This is a genomic window from Pseudomonas sp. SK3(2021) (genome assembly GCF_016772375.1).
GTDB classification, from domain to species: domain Bacteria; phylum Pseudomonadota; class Gammaproteobacteria; order Pseudomonadales; family Pseudomonadaceae; genus Aquipseudomonas; species Aquipseudomonas chlororaphis_I.
In genome coordinates, this window is sequence record NZ_CP061943.1 from 3,076,831 (window position 1) to 3,100,623 (window position 23,793).

Annotated in this window: 22 protein-coding genes; 12 read left to right on the plus strand and 10 right to left on the minus strand. The window is 66.5% G+C overall.

The window, feature by feature from the left end; translation table 11 throughout:
- Positions 1–34: 34 nt before the first annotated feature.
- The 3 genes from lhgD to IF690_RS13925 form a co-directional block, all read right to left on the minus strand.
- Entirely contained in the window at positions 35–1,228 is a 1,194-nt protein-coding gene (gene lhgD / locus IF690_RS13915; protein WP_202700999.1) for an L-2-hydroxyglutarate dehydrogenase, read from the minus strand.
- A gap of 108 nt (positions 1,229–1,336) precedes the next feature.
- Complete coding sequence (locus tag IF690_RS13920; protein WP_202701000.1) at positions 1,337–2,047, minus strand: FadR/GntR family transcriptional regulator; 711 nt, start codon at positions 2,045–2,047, stop codon at positions 1,337–1,339.
- Positions 2,048–2,152: 105 nt separating this feature from the next.
- Complete coding sequence (locus tag IF690_RS13925; RefSeq protein WP_202701002.1) at positions 2,153–2,506, minus strand: hypothetical protein; 354 nt, start codon at positions 2,504–2,506, stop codon at positions 2,153–2,155.
- A 507-nt stretch (positions 2,507–3,013) separates the two neighbouring features.
- Here IF690_RS13925 and IF690_RS13930 point away from each other — a divergent pair.
- Positions 3,014–7,885: an NAD-glutamate dehydrogenase gene (locus IF690_RS13930; protein ID WP_202701004.1), complete on the plus strand. Its 4,872-nt coding sequence runs from the start codon at positions 3,014–3,016 to the stop codon at positions 7,883–7,885.
- A 466-nt stretch (positions 7,886–8,351) separates the two neighbouring features.
- Here IF690_RS13930 and IF690_RS13935 read toward each other — a convergent pair whose 3' ends face one another.
- The 3 genes from IF690_RS13935 to pdxR all read right to left on the minus strand — a co-directional run bounded on the left by IF690_RS13935 (position 8,352) and on the right by pdxR (position 10,723).
- Positions 8,352–8,774: a cupin domain-containing protein gene (locus IF690_RS13935; RefSeq protein ID WP_202701006.1), complete on the minus strand. Its 423-nt coding sequence runs from the start codon at positions 8,772–8,774 to the stop codon at positions 8,352–8,354.
- Between the two features lie 97 nt (positions 8,775–8,871).
- Positions 8,872–9,153 carry a putative quinol monooxygenase gene (locus tag IF690_RS13940; protein ID WP_202701007.1) on the minus strand — a complete coding sequence of 94 codons (282 nt, stop codon included), beginning with the start codon at positions 9,151–9,153 and terminating at the stop codon, positions 8,872–8,874.
- Positions 9,154–9,289: 136 nt separating this feature from the next.
- On the minus strand, positions 9,290–10,723 hold the full coding sequence (gene pdxR, locus IF690_RS13945; protein WP_202701008.1) for a MocR-like pyridoxine biosynthesis transcription factor PdxR: 1,434 nt from the start codon (positions 10,721–10,723) through the stop codon (positions 9,290–9,292).
- Positions 10,724–11,053: 330 nt separating this feature from the next.
- On the opposite strand from pdxR, the gene IF690_RS13950 reads away from it, so the two are divergent.
- On the plus strand, positions 11,054–11,494 hold the full coding sequence (locus tag IF690_RS13950) for a carboxymuconolactone decarboxylase family protein (RefSeq protein WP_202701009.1): 441 nt from the start codon (positions 11,054–11,056) through the stop codon (positions 11,492–11,494).
- A gap of 36 nt (positions 11,495–11,530) precedes the next feature.
- Entirely contained in the window at positions 11,531–12,157 is a 627-nt protein-coding gene (locus IF690_RS13955) for an FMN-dependent NADH-azoreductase (RefSeq protein WP_202701012.1), read from the plus strand.
- 116 nt (positions 12,158–12,273) lie between these two features.
- Here IF690_RS13955 and IF690_RS13960 read toward each other — a convergent pair whose 3' ends face one another.
- On the minus strand, positions 12,274–12,621 hold the full coding sequence (locus IF690_RS13960; protein WP_202701014.1) for a hypothetical protein: 348 nt from the start codon (positions 12,619–12,621) through the stop codon (positions 12,274–12,276).
- A gap of 224 nt (positions 12,622–12,845) precedes the next feature.
- Between IF690_RS13960 and IF690_RS13965 the strand changes: the two genes are divergently transcribed.
- From IF690_RS13965 to IF690_RS13975, 3 genes are read left to right on the plus strand one after another with little or no spacing between them, the layout of a single operon-like run.
- Positions 12,846–13,517: an STN domain-containing protein gene (locus IF690_RS13965; protein ID WP_502710181.1), complete on the plus strand. Its 672-nt coding sequence runs from the start codon at positions 12,846–12,848 to the stop codon at positions 13,515–13,517.
- Positions 13,514–14,059, plus strand: a complete 546-nt coding sequence (locus tag IF690_RS13970; RefSeq protein WP_202701016.1) for an RNA polymerase sigma factor — start codon at positions 13,514–13,516, stop codon at positions 14,057–14,059. The genes IF690_RS13965 and IF690_RS13970 overlap by 4 nt, the downstream gene beginning before the upstream one ends.
- 39 nt (positions 14,060–14,098) lie before the next feature.
- On the plus strand, positions 14,099–15,049 hold the full coding sequence (locus IF690_RS13975) for a FecR family protein (protein ID WP_202701018.1): 951 nt from the start codon (positions 14,099–14,101) through the stop codon (positions 15,047–15,049).
- A gap of 316 nt (positions 15,050–15,365) precedes the next feature.
- Here the strand turns inward: IF690_RS13975 and IF690_RS13980 are convergent, their stop codons facing one another.
- Both IF690_RS13980 and gspH read right to left on the minus strand, forming a co-directional pair.
- Positions 15,366–15,989: a PulJ/GspJ family protein gene (locus tag IF690_RS13980; protein ID WP_202701020.1), complete on the minus strand. Its 624-nt coding sequence runs from the start codon at positions 15,987–15,989 to the stop codon at positions 15,366–15,368.
- On the minus strand, positions 15,986–16,447 hold the full coding sequence (gene gspH / locus IF690_RS13985) for a type II secretion system minor pseudopilin GspH (RefSeq protein WP_202701022.1): 462 nt from the start codon (positions 16,445–16,447) through the stop codon (positions 15,986–15,988). Before gspH ends, IF690_RS13980 begins: the two co-directional genes overlap by 4 nt.
- A 108-nt stretch (positions 16,448–16,555) precedes the next feature.
- Here gspH and IF690_RS13990 point away from each other — a divergent pair, with 108 nt between their 5' ends.
- Complete coding sequence (locus tag IF690_RS13990) at positions 16,556–16,987, plus strand: type II secretion system protein N (protein WP_202701025.1); 432 nt, start codon at positions 16,556–16,558, stop codon at positions 16,985–16,987.
- 174 nt (positions 16,988–17,161) lie between these two features.
- On the opposite strand, the gene gspI is transcribed toward IF690_RS13990, so the two are convergent.
- On the minus strand, positions 17,162–17,590 hold the full coding sequence (gene gspI, locus IF690_RS13995) for a type II secretion system minor pseudopilin GspI (protein ID WP_202701026.1): 429 nt from the start codon (positions 17,588–17,590) through the stop codon (positions 17,162–17,164).
- 148 nt (positions 17,591–17,738) lie between these two features.
- Between gspI and gspG the strand changes: the two genes are divergently transcribed.
- From gspG to gspD, 5 genes are read left to right on the plus strand one after another with little or no spacing between them, the layout of a single operon-like run.
- Positions 17,739–18,218 carry a type II secretion system major pseudopilin GspG gene (gene gspG / locus IF690_RS14000; protein ID WP_202701028.1) on the plus strand — a complete coding sequence of 160 codons (480 nt, stop codon included), beginning with the start codon at positions 17,739–17,741 and terminating at the stop codon, positions 18,216–18,218.
- 8 nt (positions 18,219–18,226) lie between these two features.
- Positions 18,227–19,210 carry a type II secretion system minor pseudopilin GspK gene (gene gspK, locus IF690_RS14005; RefSeq protein WP_202701030.1) on the plus strand — a complete coding sequence of 328 codons (984 nt, stop codon included), beginning with the start codon at positions 18,227–18,229 and terminating at the stop codon, positions 19,208–19,210.
- Positions 19,207–20,400 (plus strand): type II secretion system protein GspL, encoded by a 1,194-nt coding sequence (gspL, locus tag IF690_RS14010; protein ID WP_202701032.1) that lies wholly within the window; start codon positions 19,207–19,209, stop codon positions 20,398–20,400. Before gspK ends, gspL begins: the two co-directional genes overlap by 4 nt.
- Entirely contained in the window at positions 20,393–20,959 is a 567-nt protein-coding gene (locus tag IF690_RS14015; protein ID WP_202701035.1) for a type II secretion system protein M, read from the plus strand. Before gspL ends, IF690_RS14015 begins: the two co-directional genes overlap by 8 nt.
- The gene (gene gspD, locus IF690_RS14020; RefSeq protein WP_202701037.1) at positions 20,956–23,373 is read left to right on the plus strand and encodes a type II secretion system secretin GspD; all 2,418 of its coding nucleotides are present in this window, start codon (positions 20,956–20,958) and stop codon (positions 23,371–23,373) included. Before IF690_RS14015 ends, gspD begins: the two co-directional genes overlap by 4 nt.
- Positions 23,374–23,793 lie beyond the last annotated feature (420 nt).

Consider the following 23,793-nt stretch of genomic DNA (forward strand, 5'->3'; position numbering starts at 1 on the left):
TTCAAGCGGGCGCCAGGCACCCGTGCAGCGGGGGTCAACGGGCCTTGAGGATTCTCTCGGCAATCATCTGGCCGATCGGGATGGCCGAGGTCGCGGCCGGCGAGGGGGCATTGCAGACGTGGACCATGCGCGGGGTTTCGGCGAACAGGAAGTCGTGCACCAGGGTGCCGTCGCGCATCACCGCCTGGGCGCGAATCCCGGCCTCATAAGGCAGCAGGTCGTCGACTTCCAGGGACGGGCAGTATTTGCGGCACTGTTCCAGGTAGCCGCGCTTGAACAGCGAGTTCTTCATTTCCGTGGTGCCGGAACCGAGGTTGTTCCAAAGGGTTTTCCAGAAGCCGGGGAAGGCTGCGTACTCGGCCACGTCGCGCCAGTTGATGGAGAACTTGCGATAGTTCTCCCGGCCCAGGCCGAGCACGGCGTTCGGCCCGACGGTGACGCTGCCGTCGATCATCCGGGTCAGGTGCACGCCGAGGAACGGCAGCTCCGGATCCGGGATCGGGTAGATCAGGTGATTGACGATAGCGTTCTTCGCCGCCGGCAGGCGGAAGTACTCGCCACGGAACGGGATGATCTGGTGGTCGATCCTGACCCCGGCCAGGGTCGCCAGGCGATCCGATTGCAGGCCGGCGCAGGCCACCAGCTGGCGGGCGCTCCAGACCTGGTCGTCGCTGCTGATGGTGACCTGGTCGGCGGTTTCGACGATGGCGCGCACCGTGGTTTGCAACTGCACTTCGCCGCCGGCCTTCTGGATGACCCGGGCCATGGCTTCGCACACCTGCTTGTAGTCGACGATGCCGGTGGCATCGAGGAACAGCCCGCCGAGGCCGACGATGTTCGGTTCGCGCCGTTGCAGCTCTTTCGCGTCCAGCTGCTCGACCTTCAGGCCGTTCTGCTGTGAGCGCTCGTACAAGGCGTGCATGCGCTCGACTTCCAGCGGTGTGGAGGCCACCAGCAGCTTGCCGCAGACCTCGAACTTGATCTGGTGCCGGGTACAGAAATCCTTGGTCGCCTGGGCGCCGCGCTTGCACAGGTCGGCCTTGAGGCTGCCCGGGGCATAGTAGATGCCGGCATGGATCACGCCGCTGTTGTGGCCGGTCTGGTGCCGGGCCAGGACGTTTTCCTTTTCCAGGATCAGCAGCGAGGCACCGGGCTGGCGTTCGAGCAGCGCCATGGCGGTGGCGAGGCCAACGATGCCGCCGCCGATGATGCAGTAGTCGTAGATCATGCAGATGTCACCTTGGGTGTTTGAGTCTGATCATCAGGTTGTCAGACAAATACAGGCCAACAAAAGACGCCGCACGCCAGCGTCCGCCAGACAGTGGGTTTCAGGGATTCAATCGATACTCGGCAAGTCGATTTTCAAGCGTTTGGCCGCGGCCCGCAGGTGCGCTTCGGCGCAGGCGGCGGCCTGCTGCCGGTCACCGGCGGCGATGGCTTCGTACAGCGCCTGGTGTTCGCGACCGGCATCGGCGCAGCCGCCGACCGAATGAGCCGCCGAGTTTTCCCAGGCGGTGCGTCGCGCTTCGGCCAGTTGGCCACGGAGAAAATCATGGAAGGCGACGAAGTAGTGGTTCTTGCTGGCTTCGGCGATGGCCCGGTGGAACTCCACGTCGGCCAGGGCGGCCGCGGCCAGGTCGCTGCGCCGCTCATGCATTTCCTCCAGGGCGGTGCGCATACGCTTCAGGTCGGCGTCGTCGCGGCGCTGGGCGGCGATGGACGCGGCCTGGGTCTCGATCCACAGGCGCATTTCGAACATCTGCACCAGGTCGGGCTTGCGGCCCTTCTGGCTAGGAAAACGGAACACGCTGCCGCTGGGGTTCTGCGAAATGAACGAGCCCAGCCCGCGGCGGCTGACCAGGATGCCATCGGCCTTGAGTTGCGCCACGGCCTCGCGCACCACCGAGCGGCTGACGTTCAATTGCTCGGTCAATTGCTGTTCGGTCGGCAGGCGCGATTCGGCGGTCAGGCGACCGGCGTCGATTTCCTTGCGGATGGCGTTGACCACTCGTTCGACCAGGGTGTCGGGGCGCTGGAGCTGAAGCATGGAGGCGGTGGCTCGTAAGTCAGGTTGTCAGACAATGCCGGGGCGCTGGTTTCTTGTCAAGAAACCAGTCGGTTGCTCACGGCTCGTGGATTAACGCCCGTTGAATCAAAGCTCGCTGATATAGGTGCCGGTGCCCTTGAGGATGTTGCGCAGGGTTTGCTCGACTTCCGCCAGGTCGGCCGCCGCGGTGTTGTGCTTGATCTCCAGGTGATCGCTGCCATTGAGCGCGTCGGCGTCGGCCGCGGCGATTTCGATCAGCAGGCGGGTCGGGCCCAGGGTGACTTTCACTCCGTCGAGGGTCGAGGGTTCGCCGTCCAGGGTGATCTCCAGTTCGTCCTCGTCCGGGTAGCGGGTCATCAGGAACATCTCGCCCTGGTTGCTGTGGCAGCAGAGCATGGCCATGTTGTCTTCTTCGTCGTCGCACGGGTTGGCGATCAGGTGGGCGGTGGTCATTTGCATGGGGCGAGTCCTGGGTCTGGCTCCGACGGGGGAGCGGGCGAACAAAGTGCAATTCTGCCAGCCCGAGGGAATTTCTGCTGCTTTGTGTGTCAGAGAACAGGTCACGCAGGCGTTGCTGCAATGGCCCGTTTCTGGCACGACAGTCCCGTAGAACCTCGACGCGGCCGCTGTTTTGTCCGGCGACTGCTAGTGTTGTTCAAGGCTTGGCCCGCCAGTTGCCTGCCAATGACCGAATATGTCGCAGCACCGCAAGCAGCGGGCTTGCCGCACTCGTTAAGCTGCGCAACGGATGAGCACCTGTAAAGGCATTGCCCGGCGGTACCTGGGCCGTCGTTTTTGCAGATGCCCATCCGGGAACGGTGAATGTGACCTGAGCGTCTTTTCCAGCTTCACCACCCTGTCATCCTGCGACCTCTGCCCGAGATCCAGGAGCAGGATGACCGACCCCCCGCAAGGGGATCGCATGCGACGCTTTACTCAATAACAAGCCCAAGCGGAGTACCACAGATGGCGTTCTTCACCGCAGCCAGCAAGGCCGACTTCCAGCACCAACTGCAAGCGGCACTGGCGCAGCACATCAGTGAACAGGCACTGCCACAAGTGGCGCTGTTCGCTGAACAATTCTTCGGCATCATTTCTCTGGACGAACTCACCCAGCGTCGGCTGTCCGACCTGGCGGGCTGCACCCTTTCTGCCTGGCGCCTGCTTGAGCGCTTCGACCACGCGCAATCGCAAGTGCGCGTCTACAACCCCGATTACGAACGTCATGGCTGGCAGTCGACCCACACCGCGGTCGAAGTGCTGCACCATGACCTGCCGTTCCTGGTGGACTCGGTCCGCACCGAGCTGAACCGTCGCGGCTACAGCATCCACACCCTGCAGACCACCGTGTTGAGCGTGCGTCGCGGGAGCAAGAACGAGCTGCTGGAAATCCTGCCCAAAGGCACCCAGGGCGAAGGCATCCTGCAAGAATCGCTGATGTACCTGGAGATCGACCGCTGCGCCAACACCGCCGAGCTCAATGTGCTGAGCAAGGAGCTGGAGCAGGTGCTTGGCGAAGTGCGCGTCGCCGTCGCCGATTTCGAGCCGATGAAAGCCAAGGTCCAGGAACTGATCGATGGCATCGGCAACAGCCAGTTCGAGATCGACGCCGATGAAAAGGGCGAGATCAAGAGCTTCCTGGAATGGCTGGTGGGCAACCACTTCACCTTCCTCGGCTATGAAGAGTTCGTGGTGCGCGAGGACCAGCACGGCGGCCATATCGAGTACGACCAGCACTCCTTCCTCGGCCTGACCAAGCTGCTGCGCGCCGGCCTCACCGTCGACGACCTGCGCATCGAAGACTACGCCGTGAACTACCTGCGCGAACCGACGCCGCTGTCGTTCGCCAAGGCCGCTCACCCGAGCCGCGTGCACCGTCCGGCCTACCCGGACTACGTGTCGATCCGCCAGATCGATGCCGACGGCAATGTGATCAAGGAATGCCGCTTCATGGGCCTGTACACCTCGTCGGTGTATGGCGAAAGCGTGCGGGTGATTCCTTATATCCGCCGCAAGGTGGACATCATCGAACAGCGCTCCGGCTTCCAGGCCAAGGCGCACCTGGGCAAGGAACTGGCCCAGGTCCTCGAAGTGCTGCCCCGCGACGACCTGTTCCAGACCCCGGTCGACGAGCTGTTCAGCACCGTGATGTCGATCGTGCAGATCCAGGAACGCAACAAGATCCGCGTGTTCCTGCGCAAGGACCCGTACGGTCGTTTCTGCTACTGCCTGGCCTATGTGCCGCGCGACATCTATTCCACCGAAGTGCGGCAGAAGATCCAGCAGGTCCTGATGGATCGCCTGAAGGCCACCGACTGCGAGTTCTGGACCTTCTTCTCCGAGTCCGTGCTGGCGCGCGTGCAACTGATCCTGCGGGTCGACCCGAAGAACCGCATCGACATCGACCCGCTGCTGCTGGAAAAAGAAGTGGTGCAGGCCTGCCGCAGCTGGCAGGACGACTATGCCAGCCTGGTGGTCGAGAGCTTCGGCGAAGCCCACGGCACCAACGTCCTGGCCGACTTCCCGAAAGGCTTCCCGGCCGGCTACCGCGAGCGCTTCGCCGCGCATTCGGCGGTGGTCGACATGCAGCACCTGTTGAGCCTGTCCGAGGCCAACCCGCTGGTGATGAGCTTCTACCAGCCGCTGACCCAGTCCACCAGCCAGCCGCTGCTGCACTGCAAGCTGTATCACGCCGATACCCCGCTGGCGCTGTCCGACGTGCTGCCGATCCTGGAAAACCTCGGCCTGCGCGTGCTCGGCGAGTTCCCGTATCGCCTGCGTCACGCCAGCGGCCGTGAGTTCTGGATCCACGACTTCGCCTTCACCGCGGCCGAAGGCCTGAACCTGGATATCCAGCAGCTCAACGACACCCTGCAGGACGCCTTCGTCCACATCGTGCGCGGCGATGCCGAGAACGATGCGTTCAACCGCCTGGTGCTGACCGCCGGCCTGCCGTGGCGCGACGTCGCGCTGCTGCGTGCCTACGCCCGTTACCTGAAGCAGATCCGCCTGGGCTTCGACCTGGGCTACATCGCCAGCACCCTGAACAACCACACCGATATCGCCCGCGAGCTGACCCGGTTGTTCAAGACCCGCTTCTACCTGGCGCGCAAGCTCACCGGCGATGACCTGGAAGACAAGCAGCAACGCCTGGAACACGCGATCCTCACCGCCCTGGACGATGTCCAGGTGCTCAACGAAGACCGCATCCTGCGTCGCTACCTGGACCTGATCAAGGCCACGCTGCGGACCAACTTCTACCAGACCGACGCCAACGGCCATAACAAGTCGTACTTCAGCTTCAAGTTCAACCCGCACCTGATTCCCGAGCTGCCCAAGCCGGTGCCGAAGTTCGAAATCTTCGTCTACTCGCCGCGCGTCGAAGGCGTGCACCTGCGTTTCGGCAACGTCGCTCGCGGCGGCCTGCGCTGGTCCGACCGTGAAGAAGACTTCCGTACCGAAGTCCTCGGCCTGGTAAAAGCCCAGCAAGTGAAGAACTCGGTGATCGTGCCGGTGGGCGCCAAGGGCGGCTTCCTGCCGCGTCGCCTGCCGCTGGGCGGCAGCCGGGACGAGATCGCGGCCGAAGGCATCGCCTGCTACCGCATCTTCATCTCCGGCCTGCTGGACATCACCGACAACCTGAAGGACGGCGCCCTGGTGCCGCCGGCCAACGTGGTGCGTCACGACGACGATGACCCGTACCTGGTAGTGGCGGCGGACAAGGGCACCGCGACCTTCTCCGACATCGCCAACGGCATCGCCATCGACTACGGCTTCTGGCTGGGCGACGCGTTCGCCTCCGGCGGTTCCGCCGGCTACGACCACAAGAAGATGGGCATCACCGCCAAGGGCGCGTGGGTCGGCGTGCAGCGCCACTTCCGCGAGCGCGGCATCAACGTCCAGCAAGACAGCATCACGGTAGTCGGCATCGGCGACATGGCTGGCGACGTGTTCGGCAACGGCTTGCTGATGTCCGACAAGCTGCAACTGGTCGCGGCCTTCAACCACCTGCATATCTTCATCGACCCGAATCCGGATCCGGCCACCAGCTTCGCTGAACGCCAGCGCCTGTTCGACCTGCCGCGTTCGGCCTGGAGCGACTACGACACCAGCATCATGTCCGAAGGCGGCGGCATCTTCTCGCGCAGCGCGAAGAGCATCGCCATCTCGCCGCAGATGAAAGAGCGCTTCGACATCCAGGCCGACAAGCTGACCCCGACCGAACTGCTCAACGCCTTGCTCAAGGCGCCGGTGGACCTGTTGTGGAACGGCGGTATCGGTACTTATGTGAAAGCCAGCAGCGAAAGCCACGCCGATGTCGGCGACAAGGCCAACGATGCGCTGCGGGTCAACGGCAACGAGCTGCGCTGCAAGGTGGTGGGCGAGGGCGGCAACCTCGGCATGACCCAGCTGGGTCGTGTGGAATTCGGCCTCAATGGCGGCGGTTCCAACACCGACTTCATCGACAACGCCGGTGGCGTGGACTGCTCCGACCACGAAGTGAACATCAAGATCCTGCTCAACGAAGTGGTGCAGGCCGGCGACATGACCGACAAGCAACGCAACCAGTTGCTGGCGAGCATGACCGACGAAGTCGGCGGCCTGGTGCTGGGCAACAACTACAAGCAGACCCAGGCCCTGTCCCTGGCGGCCCGTCGCGCCTTTGCCCGGATCGCCGAGTACAAGCGCCTGATGAGCGACCTGGAAAGCCGTGGCAAGCTGGACCGCGCCATCGAGTTCCTGCCGTCGGAGGAGCAACTCAACGAGCGCGTCGCCGCCGGCCACGGGCTGACCCGTCCGGAACTGTCGGTGCTGATCTCCTACAGCAAGATCGACCTCAAGGAGCAGCTGCTCAACTCCCTGGTACCGGACGACGACTACCTGACCCGCGACATGGAAACCGCGTTCCCGCCGACCCTGGTCAGCAAGTTCGCCGAAGCCATGCGCCGTCACCGCCTCAAGCGCGAGATCGTCAGCACCCAGATCGCCAACGACCTGGTCAACCACATGGGCATCACCTTCGTGCAGCGCCTGAAGGAGTCCACTGGCATGAGCCCGGCCAACGTGGCCGGCGCCTACGTGATCGTGCGTGACATCTTCCATCTCCCGCACTGGTTCCGCCAGATCGAAGCCCTGGACCACCAGGTCTCGGCCCAGGTGCAGCTGGAGCTGATGGACGAGCTGATGCGCCTTGGCCGTCGCGCCACCCGCTGGTTCCTGCGCAGCCGCCGCAACGAGCAGGATGCCGCGCGTGATGTCGCGCACTTCGGTCCGCACCTGGCGGCGTTGGGCCTCAAGCTCGACGAACTGCTGGAAGGCCCGACCCGGGTCGGCTGGCAGACCCGCTACACCGCCTACGTCGAAGCCGGCGTGCCTGAGTTGTTGGCGCGCATGGTGGCAGGTACCACCCACCTGTACACCCTGTTGCCGATCATCGAGGCCGCGGATGTCACCGGGCACGACGCCGCCGATGTGGCCAAGGCCTACTTCGCCGTGGGCAGCGCCCTGGACCTGCCGTGGTACCTGCAGCAGATCAGCGATCTGCCGGTGGCCAACAACTGGCAGGCCCAGGCACGCGAAGCCTTCCGCGACGACGTGGACTGGCAGCAGCGGGCGATCACCATCTCGGTCCTGCAAATGGCCGACGCGCCGGAAGACATGGAAGCCCGCGTGGCCCTGTGGCTCGAGCAGAACCAGAGCATGGTCGAGCGCTGGCGCGCGATGCTGGTGGAAATCCGTGCCGCCAGCGGCACCGACTACGCCATGTACGCGGTGGCCAACCGCGAATTGCTGGACCTGGCCATGAGCGGTCAATCGGGCCTTGTAGCGGCGGCCTGATCGAGCGGTAAACGAAAAGCCCCGTATCGCGAGATACGGGGCTTTTTTATGGTCTCAAGGAATGTTGTAGCCGCTGCAGGTTGCGATGGTCCGGCCATGCTGGTCGCAGGGCCTCAGGCGCCTGCAAGATCCCTGCGGGCGTTCCGCTCGATCGCAGCCTGCGGCAGCGGCTACAAAAAAACGCGGCTTCTGTAGCAACTGTGTTTCTTACGCGATTTGCGCTGTGTCTGACGTACCGCTATCGCGAGCAAGCTCGCTCCTACAAGGGAACGCCTATCCCCTGTAGCGAGGCTTGCTCGCGATGACGCCAGAGCCGACAGCACAACGCCCAAAGCCATGCCGATAAAAAACAGATGTCAGGCCGCTGCGCGGATCGCGGGCAAGCCTCGCTCAGAAGAAGATCGGCTGCTTCTCTCGGAGCGGCGGGTCGACACTCGCTCGCTCGCGATCCGCAGCGGCCAGGCGCTTACTGCTTCAACGGCGTCAGCACCTCATCCTTGGCGTCCTTGAGCACGAACACCAGCAGCCGGGCCGGTTTGCTGGCGCTGGCGTTGGCCGACACCGGGTGCTGCGAGCCGGCCGGCTCGTACCAGGACTCGCCCGCCTTGTAGGTGATGGCCGGCTCGTCGTTGACCCGCGAGGTGATCTCGCCTTCAAGCACATAGGCCAGGGCCGCGCCCTTGTGCATGTGCGGCACCGTGGCCTGGCCTGGCGCGTAGTCGACGGTGAGCATCAGCGCGGTCTTGCCCGGCAGGTTGCCCAGGGCATGTTCCTGGAGGATCTTGAGTTTCTCCTGGCCGTACTCCGGCTCATGGGCGGCGGCGCCCAGGGAGGTGAGCAGGGTCAGGCCGGCGAGGGCGCAGGTCAGGGCAGCGAGGGTCTTCTTCATGGTCGGTTTCTCCGGTGCGAAAGGGGCCGACTCAAGGTAAGCCCGCCGGCGCGACCGGCCTATAACCAATCCCGGCAAAGAAGCGCAGACCAATGCCTCAGTGTTCGAAGTCGAGGGCGCAGGCCAGGCGGCTGGCCAGCAGGTCGATGAAACCCTGGGCCGCCGGCAGCTGGAAATGCGCCTGCATCTCGGCCGCCGAGCGCCATTGGCCGCGCACGGTCCAGCGGTGGGTGTCGATGCTGTCGCGGCGCAGTTCATAACCCAGGCAGCCAGGCGCCTCGCGCAGGGCGGCCAGCAGCTGGTCAAGGTGTTCGCCAAGCTCGTCCGAGCGGCCCTGGACGGCGCGGATCTGGACGCTGTTGGTCGCGGTACTGGACATGTCCAAGCCTCCGGAAATGCTCTAGCCGTTGCGCCGAGCGGTGACGGGCGCGGCGCGAACAGCTGGGTGGACGCTCAGGGTAGGGCGCCAAGGTGACAACGCCAATAACCAATCCCCGGGAAAAGCCCGGGGCCAATCAGGCAATCTGTTGCAGGATGTCACGGACCTTGTCCAGCGCCGGGTCGATGTCCAGGGTCTCGATGGCGCCAAAGCCGATGAACAGCCCGTCCCTGGCCGGCTCCTGGTAATAGAAGCCGTGCAGCGGGTAGAGCCCGACCTCGACCTTCTTCGCCAGCTCCAGCAACAGCGGGATGTTCACCGGCACCTTGCACAGCGCCGCCATGTGGAAGCCGGCGGTGGACGGCACCGCCTGCAGCCAGGGCGAGAGGTCGCCGTTCAGGCGCCGCAGGATGCGCTCGCGGCGCCCGGCGTACACCGTGTGGCAGCGGCGGATGTGCTTGAGCAGGTAACCCTCGGCGATGAACTTGGCCAGCGCCCATTGCGGCAGGGTCGAGGTGTGACAGTCGGTGAGGCGCTTGGCCTTGATCACCGCGCCGAGAATCGCCGGCGGCAGCACCGCGTAGCCCAGGCGCAGCTGCGGCAGCATGGTCTTCGAGAAGGTCCCGACATAGGCCACCACGCCATGTTTGTCCAGGCTCTGCAGCGAGTCGGTGGGCCGTCCCTCGTAGCGGAACTCGCTGTCGTAATCGTCCTCGATGACGATCGCTCCCAGCTCCCGTGCCCGCTCCAGCAGGGCCTCGCGGCGGGCCTGGCTCATGGGTATGCCCAGGGGGAACTGGTGGGACGGGGTGACATAGATCAGCCGCACACCGTCGGGAATCCGCTCGACCTGGATGCCCTGGTCGTCCACCGGCACCCCGATCACTGTCGCGCCCTGGGCGCTGAACAACAGGCGCGCCGGGGTGTAGCCGGGGTCTTCCATGGCCACCCGGCTACCGGGTTCCAGCACCACCCGGGCAATCAGGTCCAGGGCCTGTTGCGCGCCGTTGCAGACCACGATGTCGGCGTCGCTGCAGACCACGCCGCGGGAAAACGACACATGCCCGGCAATCGCATGGCGCAGCGCCGGCAGGCCTTCCGGCTGGCTGTAGAAACCGCCGCTCTGGGCGATCCGCCGCAGGGCGTCCTGGGTGCAGCGCCGCCACTCTTCCTGGGGGAACTGGTTGCGGCTGGTGGCGCCGCCGATGAACTCGTAGCGCGAGGTGCCTTCCAGGGTCGGATGGCGCAGGGGCGTGGGCAGCTCCTGCCATTTTTCCAGGCTTTGCGCGCAGGCCAGGTCGGCGGCGCTCTGCTTGCGCTCGGCCTTCACCGGGCGGGCATTGACGAAGGTGCCGCGGCCGATCCTGCCGATCAGGAAATTCTCGTAGGTCAGCAGGCTGTAGGTGTCCGACACCGTCTTGCGCGAGATTCCCAGTTGCTCGGCCAGCAGGCGGCTCGGCGGCAACTGGGCGCCCGCCGCCAGCCGCCCGCACTCGATGGCGTCGCGCAGTTGCCGATACAGCTGGTCGGCCAGGTCCTTGCGCCCGTTGATGACGACATGCAGTTCCATCGATGAGATTCCAAAACGGTCAGTGCCCGCCAGATTACCCGCCTGGCCGGGTTTGGTGTAGCGGGCCTGGTATCGGGATTGGCCTGAGATCCTGGCGCGTACTGCGTACGCGATCGCAGCCTTCGGCAGCGGCTACAGGGTGCGACGCTGCCTTCGGACCGGGCGGTGTAGCCGCTGCCGCAGGCTGCGACAAGCCCGCAGGGCTTCGGCGGGATCACGTCCGACACAGGTCCCGGTGGACTGCCGATAAACCCGCGGATTGGCTATAGGGGCAGCCCCGCACGGCCCTTAGGCTAGGGGAATACGAATGCAACGCTGACGGTGACCCCGATGGAACCCCGCCTGGATTACTACAGCGCCTCGCCGGAGGCCCTCAAGGGCCTGCTGATGCTCGAGGCGCAAACCTTCGGCCTGTCCATCGAGAAGCCCCTGCTGGAACTGATCAAGATCCGCGTCTCGCAACTCAATCACTGCGCGTTCTGCATCGACCTGCACGCGGTGCAGGCGCGCCAGAACGGCGAGAACGAACGGCGCCTGTACGCCCTGAGCGTGTGGCGCGACTCGGGGTTGTTCAGCCCGCGGGAACGCTCGGCCCTGGCCTGGAGCGAGTCGGTGACCCAGTTGTCCGCCGCCGCGGTGCCGGATGAATTGTTCCAGGCGGTACGCGGCGAGTTCAGCGAGCGCGAGCTGGTCGACCTGACCGTCGCGGTGGCCGCCATCAACTGCTGGAACCGCCTCGCCGTGGCGTTCCGCCAACAGCCCAGCATTTAACCCGGATCTCTTTTCAACCCAGCAAGGTAATGCTCAATGAAACTGCTGCACGTCGATGCCAGCTCCAAAGGCGAACGTTCCAACTCCCGGGCCCTGGGCCGCTACTTCATCGAACGGCTGCAAGGCCAGGGCGTCGACCTGGAGATCGACTACCTGGACCTGGCGGTGGATACGCCGCCCCACGTCAGCGAGGCCTTCGCCATCGCCACCTACACCGCTGCCGATGCCCGCACGCCGCAGATGCGCCAGACCCTGGCGGCCTCGGACGCCTTGTGCCAGCGGGTGATGGACGCCGATGCCTGCCTGTTCGCCATGCCGATGTACAACTGGTCGATGCCCTCGACCTTCAAGGCTTTTATCGACAGCATCACCCGCACCGAGCTGACCTACCTCAATACCCCGGACGGCATCGTCGGCCAGCTGACCCGGCAGAAGGTGCTGTTCCTCACCAGCCGTGGCGCCGACCTGCGCCCGGGCAATCCCATGGCCTGGATGGACGCGCTGACCCCGGCGCTGAAAGCCGCCTTTGCCTTTATCGGCGTGGAGAACCCGGTGTTCGTCGATGCCCAGCCGCTGCAATTCGCCAACCCCGAAGCCCGCGAGCAAGCCCTGCAGCGGGCCCGGGCGGAGCTGGAGGTGGTGGCGCGGCAGTGGGCGGCCTAGACAGCTGCGGCGTCTATCGCGGGCAATCGAGCGTCGACCGGCCGCTACAGACGCTCACGCGATCCCCGTAGGCGCGAGCTTGCTCGCGATAGCGCCCGAACGACCAACGCAAAAACCTAAGGCCGCTGCGGCTTCACCGAAGTGCCGAAGGTATTGCCCATCCGCGTGCGGGTGGCGGCCGGGGTGGACAGGCCCATCTGGTTTGGCGGGCGCTTGTGGATTGGCACCTGCATGGCTTCCCGGTTCATCTGTTCGGCCTTGGCGCCGTCGGGATTGTTGCCCATCTGCTGGCTCAGGCAACCGTAGTCCGGGGCCTTGTAGCCAGCCACGCTGACGTCGACACAGCCCTCGCCGGGCTTTGCGCCAGAAGCAGCAGCGGGCGTTTCGCCAGGCGCGGCGGCGTGGCCGGCCAGTGGCAGGGTGGTGAGCATCAGGCTGGCGACAAGGCGGTAAAGCTGTTTCATCGGGGGCCTCCTGGCGGGCCCGGGAGGGGCCGTTGCGGTCCTTGAGTGTAGAGCAAGGCGGAGGGTGAAAAAGTGATGGTTTTTTTGCCGGTGCCGTAACACCAGATTCATAAACTGGCCTCAGGATGACGGTTTTCAGGGACAGGTAAGCCGTGCAGCGACGCCGAGCAAAGGTCGGGTATCGGTCTTTCTTTCACGCGGGGTTCGCGCGCTGGGGGCTTGCGCTGTTGTTGGCGCTGGCTGCCTGCGGCGGGTTGTGGGCGGCGCCATCTGCACCGCCGCCGGTGGATTCGCAGCGGCTGCTGGACCTGGACATCGCCGCGCAAGACCTGGCCGAAGCGCTTGAACTGTTCAGCCGCTCGACCGGGATGGCGGTGCTGGTGGATCGCGAGCTGACCCGAGGGCGCCGCTCGGTACGGGTCCAGGGGCGCTACAGCGCCCGGGATGCCCTGAGTCGCCTGCTGACAGGAAGTGGTTTGATGGCCCGTTACGCCCGTTCCGATGCCTTTACCCTGCAAGTCGCCCAACTCAGCGATGCGCCTGCCCCCAAGGGTGCGGGCGGCAACGCCGGGGCCTGGGCCAGCGACAGTTTCGCCAGTGCCCTGCAACGCGCGGTGGAGGCCGGCCTGTGCCGTTCGGAACTGACCCGGCCGGGGCGCTATCGCGCGGTGCTGCAACTGTGGATCGACCGTGGCGGGCATATCGAGCACAGCCGCCTGGTCACCACCACCGGCGATCTGCGGCGCGACGAGGCGCTGGTGCAGAGCCTGAGCGAAACCTGGGTCGAACGGCCCGCACCGAGTTCGCTGCGCCAGCCAGTGACCTTGCTTCTGATACCCGACAGCGCAGGAAAACGCATGGATTGCAGACAACGCCAGGGAGCCTTGGGGGCATGAAGAATACCGGGCACAGCGCGATGGTCAGGCTGTTCCTGACCTCCTACGAGGACTTCAAGGTGCGTCTGCGCCGGCGCCTGGGCTCGGAAGACCTGGCCAACGACGTGCTGCACGAAACCTACCTGCGGGTCGACCGCATGGAAGAGCCGCCGAACCTGGCCCAGCCCAATGCCTACCTCTATCGCATGGCCCTGAACATCGCCGCCGACCGCCGCCAGGCCGATGCCCGGCTGCTGACCGGCGGCGAGGTCGAGGAGTTGCTGCAGATCAGCGACGAGGCCCTGGACCCGTCGCGGGTGGTGGGCGGGCAGAAGGAAATCCAGTCGCTGCTCAAGGCGCTCTACGAACTGCCGGCGCGCCGGCGCAAGATCTTTATCGCCGCGCGCCTGGAGGAGGCTCCGCACCTGGAAATCTCCCAGCGCTTCGGCATTTCGACACGGATGGTCGAGAAGGAAATCAAGGCTGCCCTGGGCCACTGCGCCTCGCGCCTTGAAAGAAAAGTGATTCAGCGGTTCGGTCCCGGCGCCGGAAAACCGTCCTAGTCACTAAAGGCCCCGATTAATCCGTGAGTACCCGCACGCTTGAATATCTTTAGCATCTCCACTTCTCGGGCGACACCGGACCACCGGCTGCGCAACGAGGCCCAGGACTGGCTGCTCCTGCTGACCTCGGGGCGGGCCACCGCGGCCGATGCGCGGGCCTTGCAGCAGTGGTGCGCACAGAGCCCGCAGCATGCCGAGGCCTTCGAGCAGGCCAAGTTGCTGTGGCACAGCCTGAAGCCGGCCGCCGAACAATGCCAGCAACAGACCCCGCCGCGGCGCTTCGGGCGCCGGGCCTTTCTCGGCGGGGCGCTGGCAGCCTCGGTGGCGCTGCTGGCGGTGCGGGTCTCGGTGCCCGGCGGTCTTGCCGGGCTGAGCGCCGACTACCGCACCGAGGTCGGCGAGCAGCGCCGGGTCGAGCTGGAGGACGGACTGCGCCTGGAGCTCAACACCCAGACCCGCATCAGCCGGCGCGAGCTGGCGCAAGGCGGGCAGGGCATCGAACTGCTCGAAGGCGAGGTCGAGATCTCGAGCCCGAGCGCGTTGCCGGTGCGGGTCCAGGCCGGCAACGGCTGGCTGAGCGCCTCCCAGGCGCGCTTCAATGTGCGCAATACCCACCACAGCGTCTGCGTAACCTGCATCGACGGCGCATTGCAGGTCGAGGTCGCGGGCCGGCTGATCCGCCTGGACAGCGGTCGCCAGCTGACCTACGACAGTCGCCAGGTCGGCGAGCCGAAGGCGGTGGACCCGACGGCGGTGATCGCCTGGCGCGAGCAGGTGCTGGTGTTCGACAACGCCACCCTCGACACCGTGATCGACGAGATCAACCGCTACCGCCCGGGCATGCTGGTGCTGCTCAACGCCGAGCTGGGCAAGCGCAAGGTGCAGGCGCGTTTCAACCTCAACCAGCTGGCCGGCGTGGCCCTGCTGATCCGCGACGCCTACGGCGCCAAATGCACCGAGTTGCCGGGCGGTGTGGTGTTGTTGAGTTGAAGCACAAGACCGGTAGGCGCGACGCTGGCTCGCGATAGCGTCCGCTCCGGCCAACCGCGTTGCCTGGATCGCGGGCAAGCCTCGCTCCAGAATCACCGTCCACCCGTAGCCGCTGCATTAACTGCGTTGCCGCTGTTGCCGCTGTTGCCGCTGCGGAGCGTAGCGAGGCTGCGCTCGAGGACGAAGTCCTCGCAAAACCTGAACACGCGATTTTCCAGGAAGAACAGGTTGCCCGGTTTACGGCCGCTGCGCGGCCGATCGCAGCCTCGCTGCGCTCGGCAGCGGCTACAGGTGCGCATCCAGCCCGACGCGGCAATCACTCCAACGGCCCCAGCACCTGCCGATAACGTTCCTCGCCCTGGGGCGTCTGGCGCACCAGGCGGATCTCCAGGCCCGGCGGGTTCTCCTTGCGGTTGCCGCTGAGCTGGCGCCAGCCCTTGTCCCGATCCCAGACCCGCAACTGCAAGTCGCTGACGTGCTCCAGCACCGCCACGGCGTTTTTCGGCGCGGGCAGCGGGTAGCGATCGCGGGCCGGCGCCGCCGCGCGGTACAGGGTGTCGCCCTTGAGCCACCAGCGCACCCGTTGCAGGCCCTCGCCGGGCGTCGCCGCGGTGCGGATCACATCCAGGCGGAAGGTGCCGCTGTCGGCGCTGCGCACGGTCAGGGCCGCCGGTACATCGACGGTTTCGGCATCGGCCCCGGCCGGTACCGGCTCCATCAATTCCACGCTGGCCCGCAGCGCCACGTCCCGTTCCAGCTGGTGCAGGGTGCGCAGCAGCTCCTCGGTCTGCTCGCTGCTGGCCTGCAAATGGCTGTCGGCCCGGCTGACGCTGTCCAGCCCGCGCCAGGCAATCACGCTGACCACGGCCATCAGCAGGATCGCCACCATCACCTCGATCAGGGTAAAGCCGCCTTGCCGCTGGTGGGGCCGCGCCCTCATGGCTGTGCCACCACCCGTACCACGCCGGTGGCGGTGCGTTGCACCGTCAGGCTGTTACGGCCATCGGACAATTGCACCTGCAGCGGCGCGTCGATCCATTCGGCGTTGAGCACCAGCCGCGGGCCGGGCTCGATGCGCACGTTGACCGGCGAACTTTCCCAGGACCGCGGGTGCAGTTGCGGGTCGTCCTTGAACGGGTCGAGGCCGCGCCCATCGTCGCTGGGCCGGCTGAAGGCGAAGCCCTTGGCGTCCGCCCGCCAGCTGATGGGCCGGCCATCCACCCGTGCCTCGGCCTGGGCCACCTGGAGCAACTGCGCCAGGCGCTCGGCGTCCTTGCGCAGGCCCTGCAACGGGTCGGGGCGGATGCTCAGGCTGATGGCGGCGCTGGCGATCCCGATGATCACCAGCACCACCATCAGCTCGATCAGGGTGAAGCCCTGTTGTCGGGATGGGGTCATGGGGCGCGCCTCCTGTGCGTCGCTTTTCATCCTGCCGGGTGAATGTGAAATAAAAACGTGACCATTGCGCGCTAGGCTGCGAAGACGGACAAACAGGAGGTCCTTGCCATGGCATTCGTCCATCGATTTTCCCCGCCGCAGCTGGTGCAGTCCGTGGCCCTGCTGGCGATCGTGGCCGGGGTGGCGACCTGGTCGTCGCTGCTGCTGACCCCCGCCGAGTCGCGCACCCCGCAGGCGCCGCCGCAAGCCCTGGCCGCCCAGGCCCAGAGCCCGGCGCAGCAGTGGTTTTCCAACCAGCCGCTGGCGCTGGACATCAAGGTCACCGGGCTGATGGCCAGCCCCCGCGGCGCGGTGGCGATTCTCAGCCTCAACGACGCGCCGCCGCGCAGCTTCCTGGTGGGCGAGCGCCTGGCCCAGGGCGTGCAACTGGTGGCCATCGAGGGCGACGGGGTGGTGATCGAACGCGGCGGCGAGCGCTCGCGGCTGGAGGTCGGCAAGTTGCCGGAGAGCCCGGCGCTGCCGGTGCTGATCCGCCAGTGACGACCCTGTCGAAAAGTGCCCGGTTAAACAGATTCCTGATAGTAGCGGGGCCCTTGCAGGAGCGGGCTTGCTCGCGATAGACGTTAACGATAACGCGTGTGGCTTGGATGAACGCGGCGCTCTCAGGTCCATCGCGAGCAATCGAGCGTCGACCGGCTGCTACAGGGTTAATCCTTAACGATTGGGGTTCTTCGGCACCCGCGCGACCAGGGTGTCCAGGCGCGCCAGGGGCGGGGCCTCGCGGCTGCGGTCGAGGACCCGCACGCTGACCCTGGACAGCCGCGGATCGGGGCTGGGGGCGATGTTCTGCTCGCAGCGCAGCTTGAGCCGGCCCTGGTCGCACTCGATGTTCTTGGTCCCGGGCGGCAGGCGGCCCTCCAGGCGCAGTTCCGCCAGGCGCGACTGGGCCGCCAGCAGGGCGATGGACCTATCCCGCAGCAAACCGTTGCTCTGGGTCATCAAGCCGGCCACGCGGATCGCCGCCGACATGGCCACGGCGATGATCGCCAGCGCCACCAGCACCTCGATCAGGGTGAACCCCCGTTGTCGGGTGGCTGGCCGTCTGGCGGGTCGTTTGGGGAGTGGCTGGCGTGGCCGCGGCATGGACGTCTCGTGGCGCAAAGGAAGGCTTGCAGCCTAACCGGCAAATTTGACCGATTGGCTACGGACGCTCCCGAGCAACGTCAATATCACTGACATATTTTCTTGCAACACTGCGCGACGAATCGAAATCAAGCCAAGGAACGTCGAGATGGATGCCGTGCGCTTCACGTCACACCCCCAGCCTCATCTTCAGCCCCGCCTACAGCCCCGCCGCCCGCGCGGCCAGGGCGGTTTCACCCTGATCGAGATCATGGTGGTGGTGGTCATTCTCGGGATCCTGGCCGCGATGGTGGTGCCCAAGGTGCTCGACCGTCCGGACCAGGCCCGGGCTACCGCGGCCAGGCAGGACATCGGCGGGCTGATGCAGGCCCTCAAGCTCTATCGCCTCGACCACGGCACCTACCCGAGCATGAACCAGGGCCTGAAAGTGCTGGTGGAGCGCCCGGCGGACGCCAAGGACAGCAACTGGCGCTCCTACCTGGAACGCCTGCCCAACGACCCCTGGGGCCGTCCTTACCATTACCTGAACCCGGGGGCCAACGGCGAAGTGGATGTGTTCTCCCTGGGGGCCGACGGCCAGCCAGACGGTGACGGCGTGAATGCCGATATCGGCTCCTGGCAGTTGTAAGCGCCACCATGACAGCCCGTTCGCCGACAGCGGCGAAACAGCGTGGCATGGCCATTATCAGCGCCTTGTTGATCGCCGCCGTGGTGGCGGTGATCGCCGGCGGCATGCTGACCCGCCAGACCCTGTTCACCCGCGGGCTGGAAAGCGAGCAACTGCGGGTGCAGGGCAGCTGGCAGCTGCAGGGCGGCATGGAAGTCGGCCGCCAGCGCCTGTGGGAAGACCGCCAGCGCGACGTGCTGACCCGCCTCGACCAGAACTGGGCGCGGCCGATCCAGCTCGCGGCCCTGGGCCCGGGCACCGGGCCGTTCGAAGGCCGGCTGGAGGACGAGCAGAGCAAGTTCAACCTGCGCAACCTGCTGGCCAACGACCGCCTCGACCCCTCGCAGATAGAGAGTTTCCAGCGCCTGTGCGAGCTGCTCGGGGTCAACGCGACCCTGGGCCAGCGCATCAGCCAGCGGGTGATCGCGTCCTACCCACGGCTGTTGAGCCCGGAAGGCGCGGCGCCGCCGGTCAATAGCGGTTTCCACAGCGGTCGCGACACTTCGCCCGAGGCCGCGCGCAAACCGCTGCTGGCCAAGCAGCCGATGCTGCGCAGCCTCGACGACCTGCTGGGGGTGAACGGCGTCGATGAAAAGCTGCTGGCACGCCTGGAACCCTTTGTCACCATCCTGCCGGCCAATACCTGGGTCAACGGCAATACCGCCAGCGCCGAAGTGCTCGCCGCGACCGTGCCGGGGCTGGCGCTGCCACGGGCCAAGGCGCTGATCGCCGAGCGCGACAGTGGCCAGTGGTTCATCAACCAGGGGGACTTCATCAACCGCCTGCGCATGCCGCAGGTACCGGCGGACGCGGTGCGGGTCGGCATCACCAGCGAGTGGTTCCGCCTGCAAGGCCAGGCCCGCGGCGAGCGGCGCCGGGTCAGGCTGCTGGCCTTGCTGCACCGCAGCGAAGACAACATGCCGCGGGTGATCTGGTCGCGGGTGGGCGTATGAACCGCTTGCGCGTCAGCCTGCCGCCCTTGCATGGACTGACGGCCGAGAGCCGGGTGAGCTTTGCCCGGCTCTCGGCTAAAGAAGGCCAGGTCAAGGAAACCGGCGAAGCCAGCCTGATGCAGCTGGGGCAGGTGCCCAAGGCGCTGGCCGTGGAGTGTTTCCTGCACCCCGAGGACAGCCTGCTGGCGAGCATCGAACTGCCGGCCCTGGCCCCGGCCAAGGTCAGCGCGGCGGTGGCCTGTGCCGCCCAGGCGCTGATACTCGGCCACAGCGACAGCCTGTACGTGGCCCACAGCCCGCGCGACAGCGACGGCCAGGTGCACATCAGCTGGTTGCCGCGCGAAGCGCTGGCGCGGCTTGGCCAGGTGCTGGAGCAGGCCGGGCTGAAACTGCGCGGCCTGTACCCGGCGCCCTATGCCTTGCCGGTGCCGGCGGCGGGCCAGTTGACCGCCAGCCTGCAGGACCAGCACCTGCTGCTGCGCCACAGCCCGCAGCAGGGCAGTGTGCAGCCGCTGCCGGAAGACGCCTTGCAGGCGTTGCTGGCCAATGGCGTCGGGCTGCAATGGGTGGGCGAGGCGGCTCCGCAAGGGGCGCTGGAGCAACTGCCGGACAGCTGCCGCTGGACCGGCCAGGCACCCGCCTGGGGCCTGCACGGCGGGGTGCAGAACAACAGCGCTCGCCAACAGGGTTGGGGCCGTGCCGCGGCGCTGTGTGCGGTGGCGCTGGTGGTCTGGACCCTGGGCTTGAACCTGTACGCCGCGCGCCAGGCGGCCCAGGGCCAGCAGCTCAAGGCGCAGATGAGCCAACGGGTGCAGCAGGTGTTCCCGGAACTGCCGGTGATCCTCAACCCCCTGCAACAGGCGCGCCAGCAACTGGCGGCGCGCCAGAGCGGGGCCAGCGGCGACGCCCCGCAAAGCTTCAACAGCCTGGTGCAGCAGGCCAGCAACGCCATGCCTTTCATGATTGGCGGGGTCGAGCAACTGAATTACCAGAACGGCGAGTTGCAGCTGAGCCTGCTCAGCGACACCCGCGTCCCCGCACCCGACAGCGGCTGGCAGGGCCTGCTGACCCAGGCCGGGCTCGAAGCCAGCCCCGGCGACCAGGGTTGGACCCTGCGCGCGGCCACCGGCATGGCAAGCGGCGCGGTGCCGATGGAAGCCGACGACAGCGAGGAAGACGAGGATGAATAAGCCGAGCCTCAGCCATTACCGCCAGCGCTGGCAGCGTCAGGCCGCCCAGGCACGGCTGTACTGGAACGGCCTGGCTTTGCGCGAGAAACGCCTGCTGGCTGGCGCGGCGGCGGTGCTGGGCGGTCTGCTGGTGTGGCTGGTGCTGATCGAGCCGGCGTTGAAAAAGATCGATTACTGGCAGGCCGAGATCCCCAAGCTGCGCTCCCAGTCCGAAGCCCTGGAACTGGTGCTGCACCAGGCCGGCGGGCCCCGTGGCGGCGAGCCGGGGCAGAGCCTGGAGCAGTCCTTGCGCCAGACCCTGGATGCCGCCGGCCTGCAGGGGCTGTACCAGTTGCAGGTGGTGGGCGAGGGCGAGTCCCGGGCCTGGCACTTGAGTTTTCACGAGGCCCCGGCGGATGCCGTGGTCGGTTGGCTGCTGGGCAGTCCCCGGCAGTTTTCCCTGGAAGTGCTGGAGGCCCGGCTGCAACGCGCGGGCCCGGCCGACGTCGATGGCACGGCAGGCAGACTGTCCGGAACCGTTCGCATGGATCAGGCGCTTGGCGCTAAGGAAGCTTCATGAAGTGGTCAGGTTCTTTTTACCCCCGCCAATCGCGCAAGGCGCTGCCCTTGCTCCTGCTGGGGTCGCTGGCCCTGGCGCTGGCGGCGTGCAGTCACAACAAGGAGCCACAGCCACCGTTGCTGGTGGACAGCGAACTGGGGCGGCCCCTGGGCGAGACCAATCGCAGTGGCGGCGACGTGGTGGCCGAGCGGGAGAGGGCCCAGGCGCAACAGAGCCAGCGGCCCAGATACCAGCATCCGATCAGCCGTGCGGGACGCGCCCCCGCTGCTCCCGCCGCCAGCGGCACGGTGGTGCGCAATCCCCTGGGCGACCAGCCGGTGCGCCTGAATTTCGTCGACGTCGATATCCAGGCCGTGGTCCGGGCCCTGGCGCGTTCCACCGGCCAGCAGTTCCTGGTGGACCCGCGGGTCAAGGGCAACCTGACCCTGGTCAGCGAAGGCGAAGTGCCGGCCCACCAGGCCTACGACATGCTGCTGGCGGCCCTGCGCATGCAGGGCTTCAGCGTGGTGGACGTCGGCGGCGTGGCCCAGGTGGTGCCGGAAGCCGACGCCAAGCTGCTCGGCGGGCCGATCTACAACGCCGGCAAGCCGTCGGCCAACGGCATGCTGACCCGTACCTTCCGCCTGCAGTACGAAAACGCGGTGAACCTGATCCCGGTGCTGCGCCCGATCGTGTCGCCGAACAACCCGATCAACGCCTACCCGGGCAACAACAGCATCGTCATCACCGACTACGCCGAGAACCTCACCCGGGTGGCGCAGATCATCGAAGGCATCGACATCCCCAGCGCCCTGGACACCGACGTGGTGCCGGTGCAGAACGGCATCGCCGTGGACATCGCCGGCATGGTCTCCGAACTGCTGGAAACCCAGGGCGCCGACCCGACCCAGAAGGTCAGTGTGGTCGGCGACCCGCGCTCCAACTCGATCATCATCCGCACCGGCAGCCCCGAGCGCACCGAGCTGGCGCGCAACCTGATCTACAAGCTGGACAATGCCCAGAGCAACCCGAGCAACCTGCACGTGGTGTACCTGCGCAACGCCCAGGCCGGCAAGCTGGCCCAGGCCCTGCGCGGCCTGCTCACCGGCGAGAGCGACAGCGGCACCGGCGACAACGCGCGGGCCATGCTCGGCAGCATGGGCGGCATGAGCCAGGGCGGCAGTTCCAGCAGCGGCCAGAGCGGCAGCAGCTCCACCAGTGGCGGCTCCAGCCTCGGCGGCGGCAGCTCCGGCAGCGGTTATGCCCAGGGCAGCAGTTCCAGCAGCCAGGGCGGCACCCAGGCGTCCGACCAGAACACCGCCTTCAGTGCCGGCGGCGTGACCATCCAGGCCGACGCCACCACCAACACCTTGCTGATTTCCGCGCCGGAACCTTTGTACCGCAACCTGCGGGAAGTCATCGACATGCTCGACCAGCGCCGCGCCCAGGTGGTGATCGAAAGCCTGATCGTCGAGGTCAACGAAGACGACGCCGCCGAATTCGGCGTGCAGTGGCAGACCGGCAATCTCGGTGGCAGCGGCATCATCGGCGGCGCCAACCTGGGCGGCAGCGGCCTCAACCTCAACGGCAAGACCAGCGTCGACGTGCTGCCCCAGGGCCTCAACGTCGGCCTGGTCAATGGCACCGTGGACATCCCCGGGATCGGCAAGATCCTCGACCTCAAGGTGCTGGCCCGGGCCCTGAAGAGCAAGGGCGGGAACAACGTGCTGTCGACCCCGAACCTGCTGACCCTGGACAACGAGGCGGCAAGCATCTTCGTCGGCCAGACCATTCCCTTCGTCACCGGCAGCTACGTCACCGGCGGGGGCGGCACCAGCAACAACCCGTTCCAGACCGTGCAGCGCGAAGAAGTCGGCCTGAAGCTGAATGTACGGCCACAGATTTCCGAGGGCGGCACGGTCAAGCTCGACATCTATCAGGAGGTCAGCAGCGTCGACCAGCGTGCCTCGGTGCAGGCCGGCACGGTGACCAACAAGCGCGCGATCGACACCAGCATCCTGCTCGACGACGGCCAGATCATGGTCCTCGGCGGCCTGCTGCAGGACGGCTACAGCCAGAGCAACAACGCGGTGCCGTGGCTGTCGACGATTCCCGGGATCGGCGCGCTGTTTCGCAACGAAAGCCGCTCGACCAACAAGACCAACCTGATGGTGTTCCTGCGGCCCTACATCATTCGCGACAGCGCCGCGGGGCGCAGCATCACCCTCAACCGCTACGACTTCATGCGCCGTGCCCAGGGCGGCCTGCAGCCGGACCGCAGTTGGGCCATGCCGGACATGCAGGCGCCGCAGTTGCCGACGGCGGAGCAGGGGGTGCCGGGTGGGCCGGGTGTTGTGCCGGTGTCGTCGCCAGTGCCGGGGGCGGGCTCGGGGCAGGTGCCGAGGGCGAGGATCAGGGCGGTGCCGGTTCAATGATTGGTGTACATATCCGTTGCTGCGGTAACGGCGGCTTAGGGTTCCGCCCTTACGGCGGGTCACTTTTGGCAAACGCCGGAATGCCGGCCCAGCCCAAAGTAACCAAAAGGTCTCGCCCCTCCATTCGGCCCCTCGCTAAGGCTCGGGGTGCCGGAACGAAGGCATTGCTCCGGGGGCCCGCCGCCACAGGCCATCCATGGCCTGGGGCGGCTAGCGCGGCATCCCTGCCGCGCTACCCCCTGTGCAACGCCTGCGTTCGGCCTCTGGGAAAGGGGCAGGTGGATCAAGGGCAAGATCAAAAGCCAAGGCCAAAGCCAAGCGCGTTTTACGCGCCTTTTGTAGCCGCTGCCGAAGGCTGCGATCGGCTGCGAAGCAGACGCAAAACCATCCGCCTCGATCTGCCTGATACACCGCGCCGTC

Excerpts from the sequence above, each read along its gene's own strand:
- IF690_RS13940 (WP_202701007.1), bottom strand. The coding sequence starts at position 9,153 with ATGTCCAGTACCGCGACCAACAGCGTCCAGATCCGCGCCGTCCAGGGC.
- IF690_RS13990 (WP_202701025.1), top strand. The coding sequence starts at position 16,556 with ATGGCATTCGTCCATCGATTTTCCCCGCCGCAGCTGGTGCAGTCCGTG.
- IF690_RS13980 (WP_202701020.1), bottom strand. The coding sequence starts at position 15,989 with ATGAGGGCGCGGCCCCACCAGCGGCAAGGCGGCTTTACCCTGATCGAG.
- gspL (WP_202701032.1), top strand. The coding sequence starts at position 19,207 with ATGAACCGCTTGCGCGTCAGCCTGCCGCCCTTGCATGGACTGACGGCC.
- gspG (WP_202701028.1), top strand. The coding sequence starts at position 17,739 with ATGGATGCCGTGCGCTTCACGTCACACCCCCAGCCTCATCTTCAGCCC.
- gspK (WP_202701030.1), top strand. The coding sequence starts at position 18,227 with ATGACAGCCCGTTCGCCGACAGCGGCGAAACAGCGTGGCATGGCCATT.
- IF690_RS14015 (WP_202701035.1), top strand. The coding sequence starts at position 20,393 with ATGAATAAGCCGAGCCTCAGCCATTACCGCCAGCGCTGGCAGCGTCAG.
- gspH (WP_202701022.1), bottom strand. The coding sequence starts at position 16,447 with ATGACCCCATCCCGACAACAGGGCTTCACCCTGATCGAGCTGATGGTG.
- IF690_RS13955 (WP_202701012.1), top strand. The coding sequence starts at position 11,531 with ATGAAACTGCTGCACGTCGATGCCAGCTCCAAAGGCGAACGTTCCAAC.
- IF690_RS13970 (WP_202701016.1), top strand. The coding sequence starts at position 13,514 with ATGAAGAATACCGGGCACAGCGCGATGGTCAGGCTGTTCCTGACCTCC.
- lhgD (WP_202700999.1), bottom strand. The coding sequence starts at position 1,228 with ATGATCTACGACTACTGCATCATCGGCGGCGGCATCGTTGGCCTCGCC.
- gspI (WP_202701026.1), bottom strand. The coding sequence starts at position 17,590 with ATGCCGCGGCCACGCCAGCCACTCCCCAAACGACCCGCCAGACGGCCA.
- gspD (WP_202701037.1), top strand. The coding sequence starts at position 20,956 with ATGAAGTGGTCAGGTTCTTTTTACCCCCGCCAATCGCGCAAGGCGCTG.
- IF690_RS13935 (WP_202701006.1), bottom strand. The coding sequence starts at position 8,774 with ATGAAGAAGACCCTCGCTGCCCTGACCTGCGCCCTCGCCGGCCTGACC.
- IF690_RS13920 (WP_202701000.1), bottom strand. The coding sequence starts at position 2,047 with ATGCTTCAGCTCCAGCGCCCCGACACCCTGGTCGAACGAGTGGTCAAC.
- IF690_RS13960 (WP_202701014.1), bottom strand. The coding sequence starts at position 12,621 with ATGAAACAGCTTTACCGCCTTGTCGCCAGCCTGATGCTCACCACCCTG.
- pdxR (WP_202701008.1), bottom strand. The coding sequence starts at position 10,723 with ATGGAACTGCATGTCGTCATCAACGGGCGCAAGGACCTGGCCGACCAG.
- IF690_RS13930 (WP_202701004.1), top strand. The coding sequence starts at position 3,014 with ATGGCGTTCTTCACCGCAGCCAGCAAGGCCGACTTCCAGCACCAACTG.
- IF690_RS13950 (WP_202701009.1), top strand. The coding sequence starts at position 11,054 with ATGGAACCCCGCCTGGATTACTACAGCGCCTCGCCGGAGGCCCTCAAG.
- IF690_RS13925 (WP_202701002.1), bottom strand. The coding sequence starts at position 2,506 with ATGCAAATGACCACCGCCCACCTGATCGCCAACCCGTGCGACGACGAA.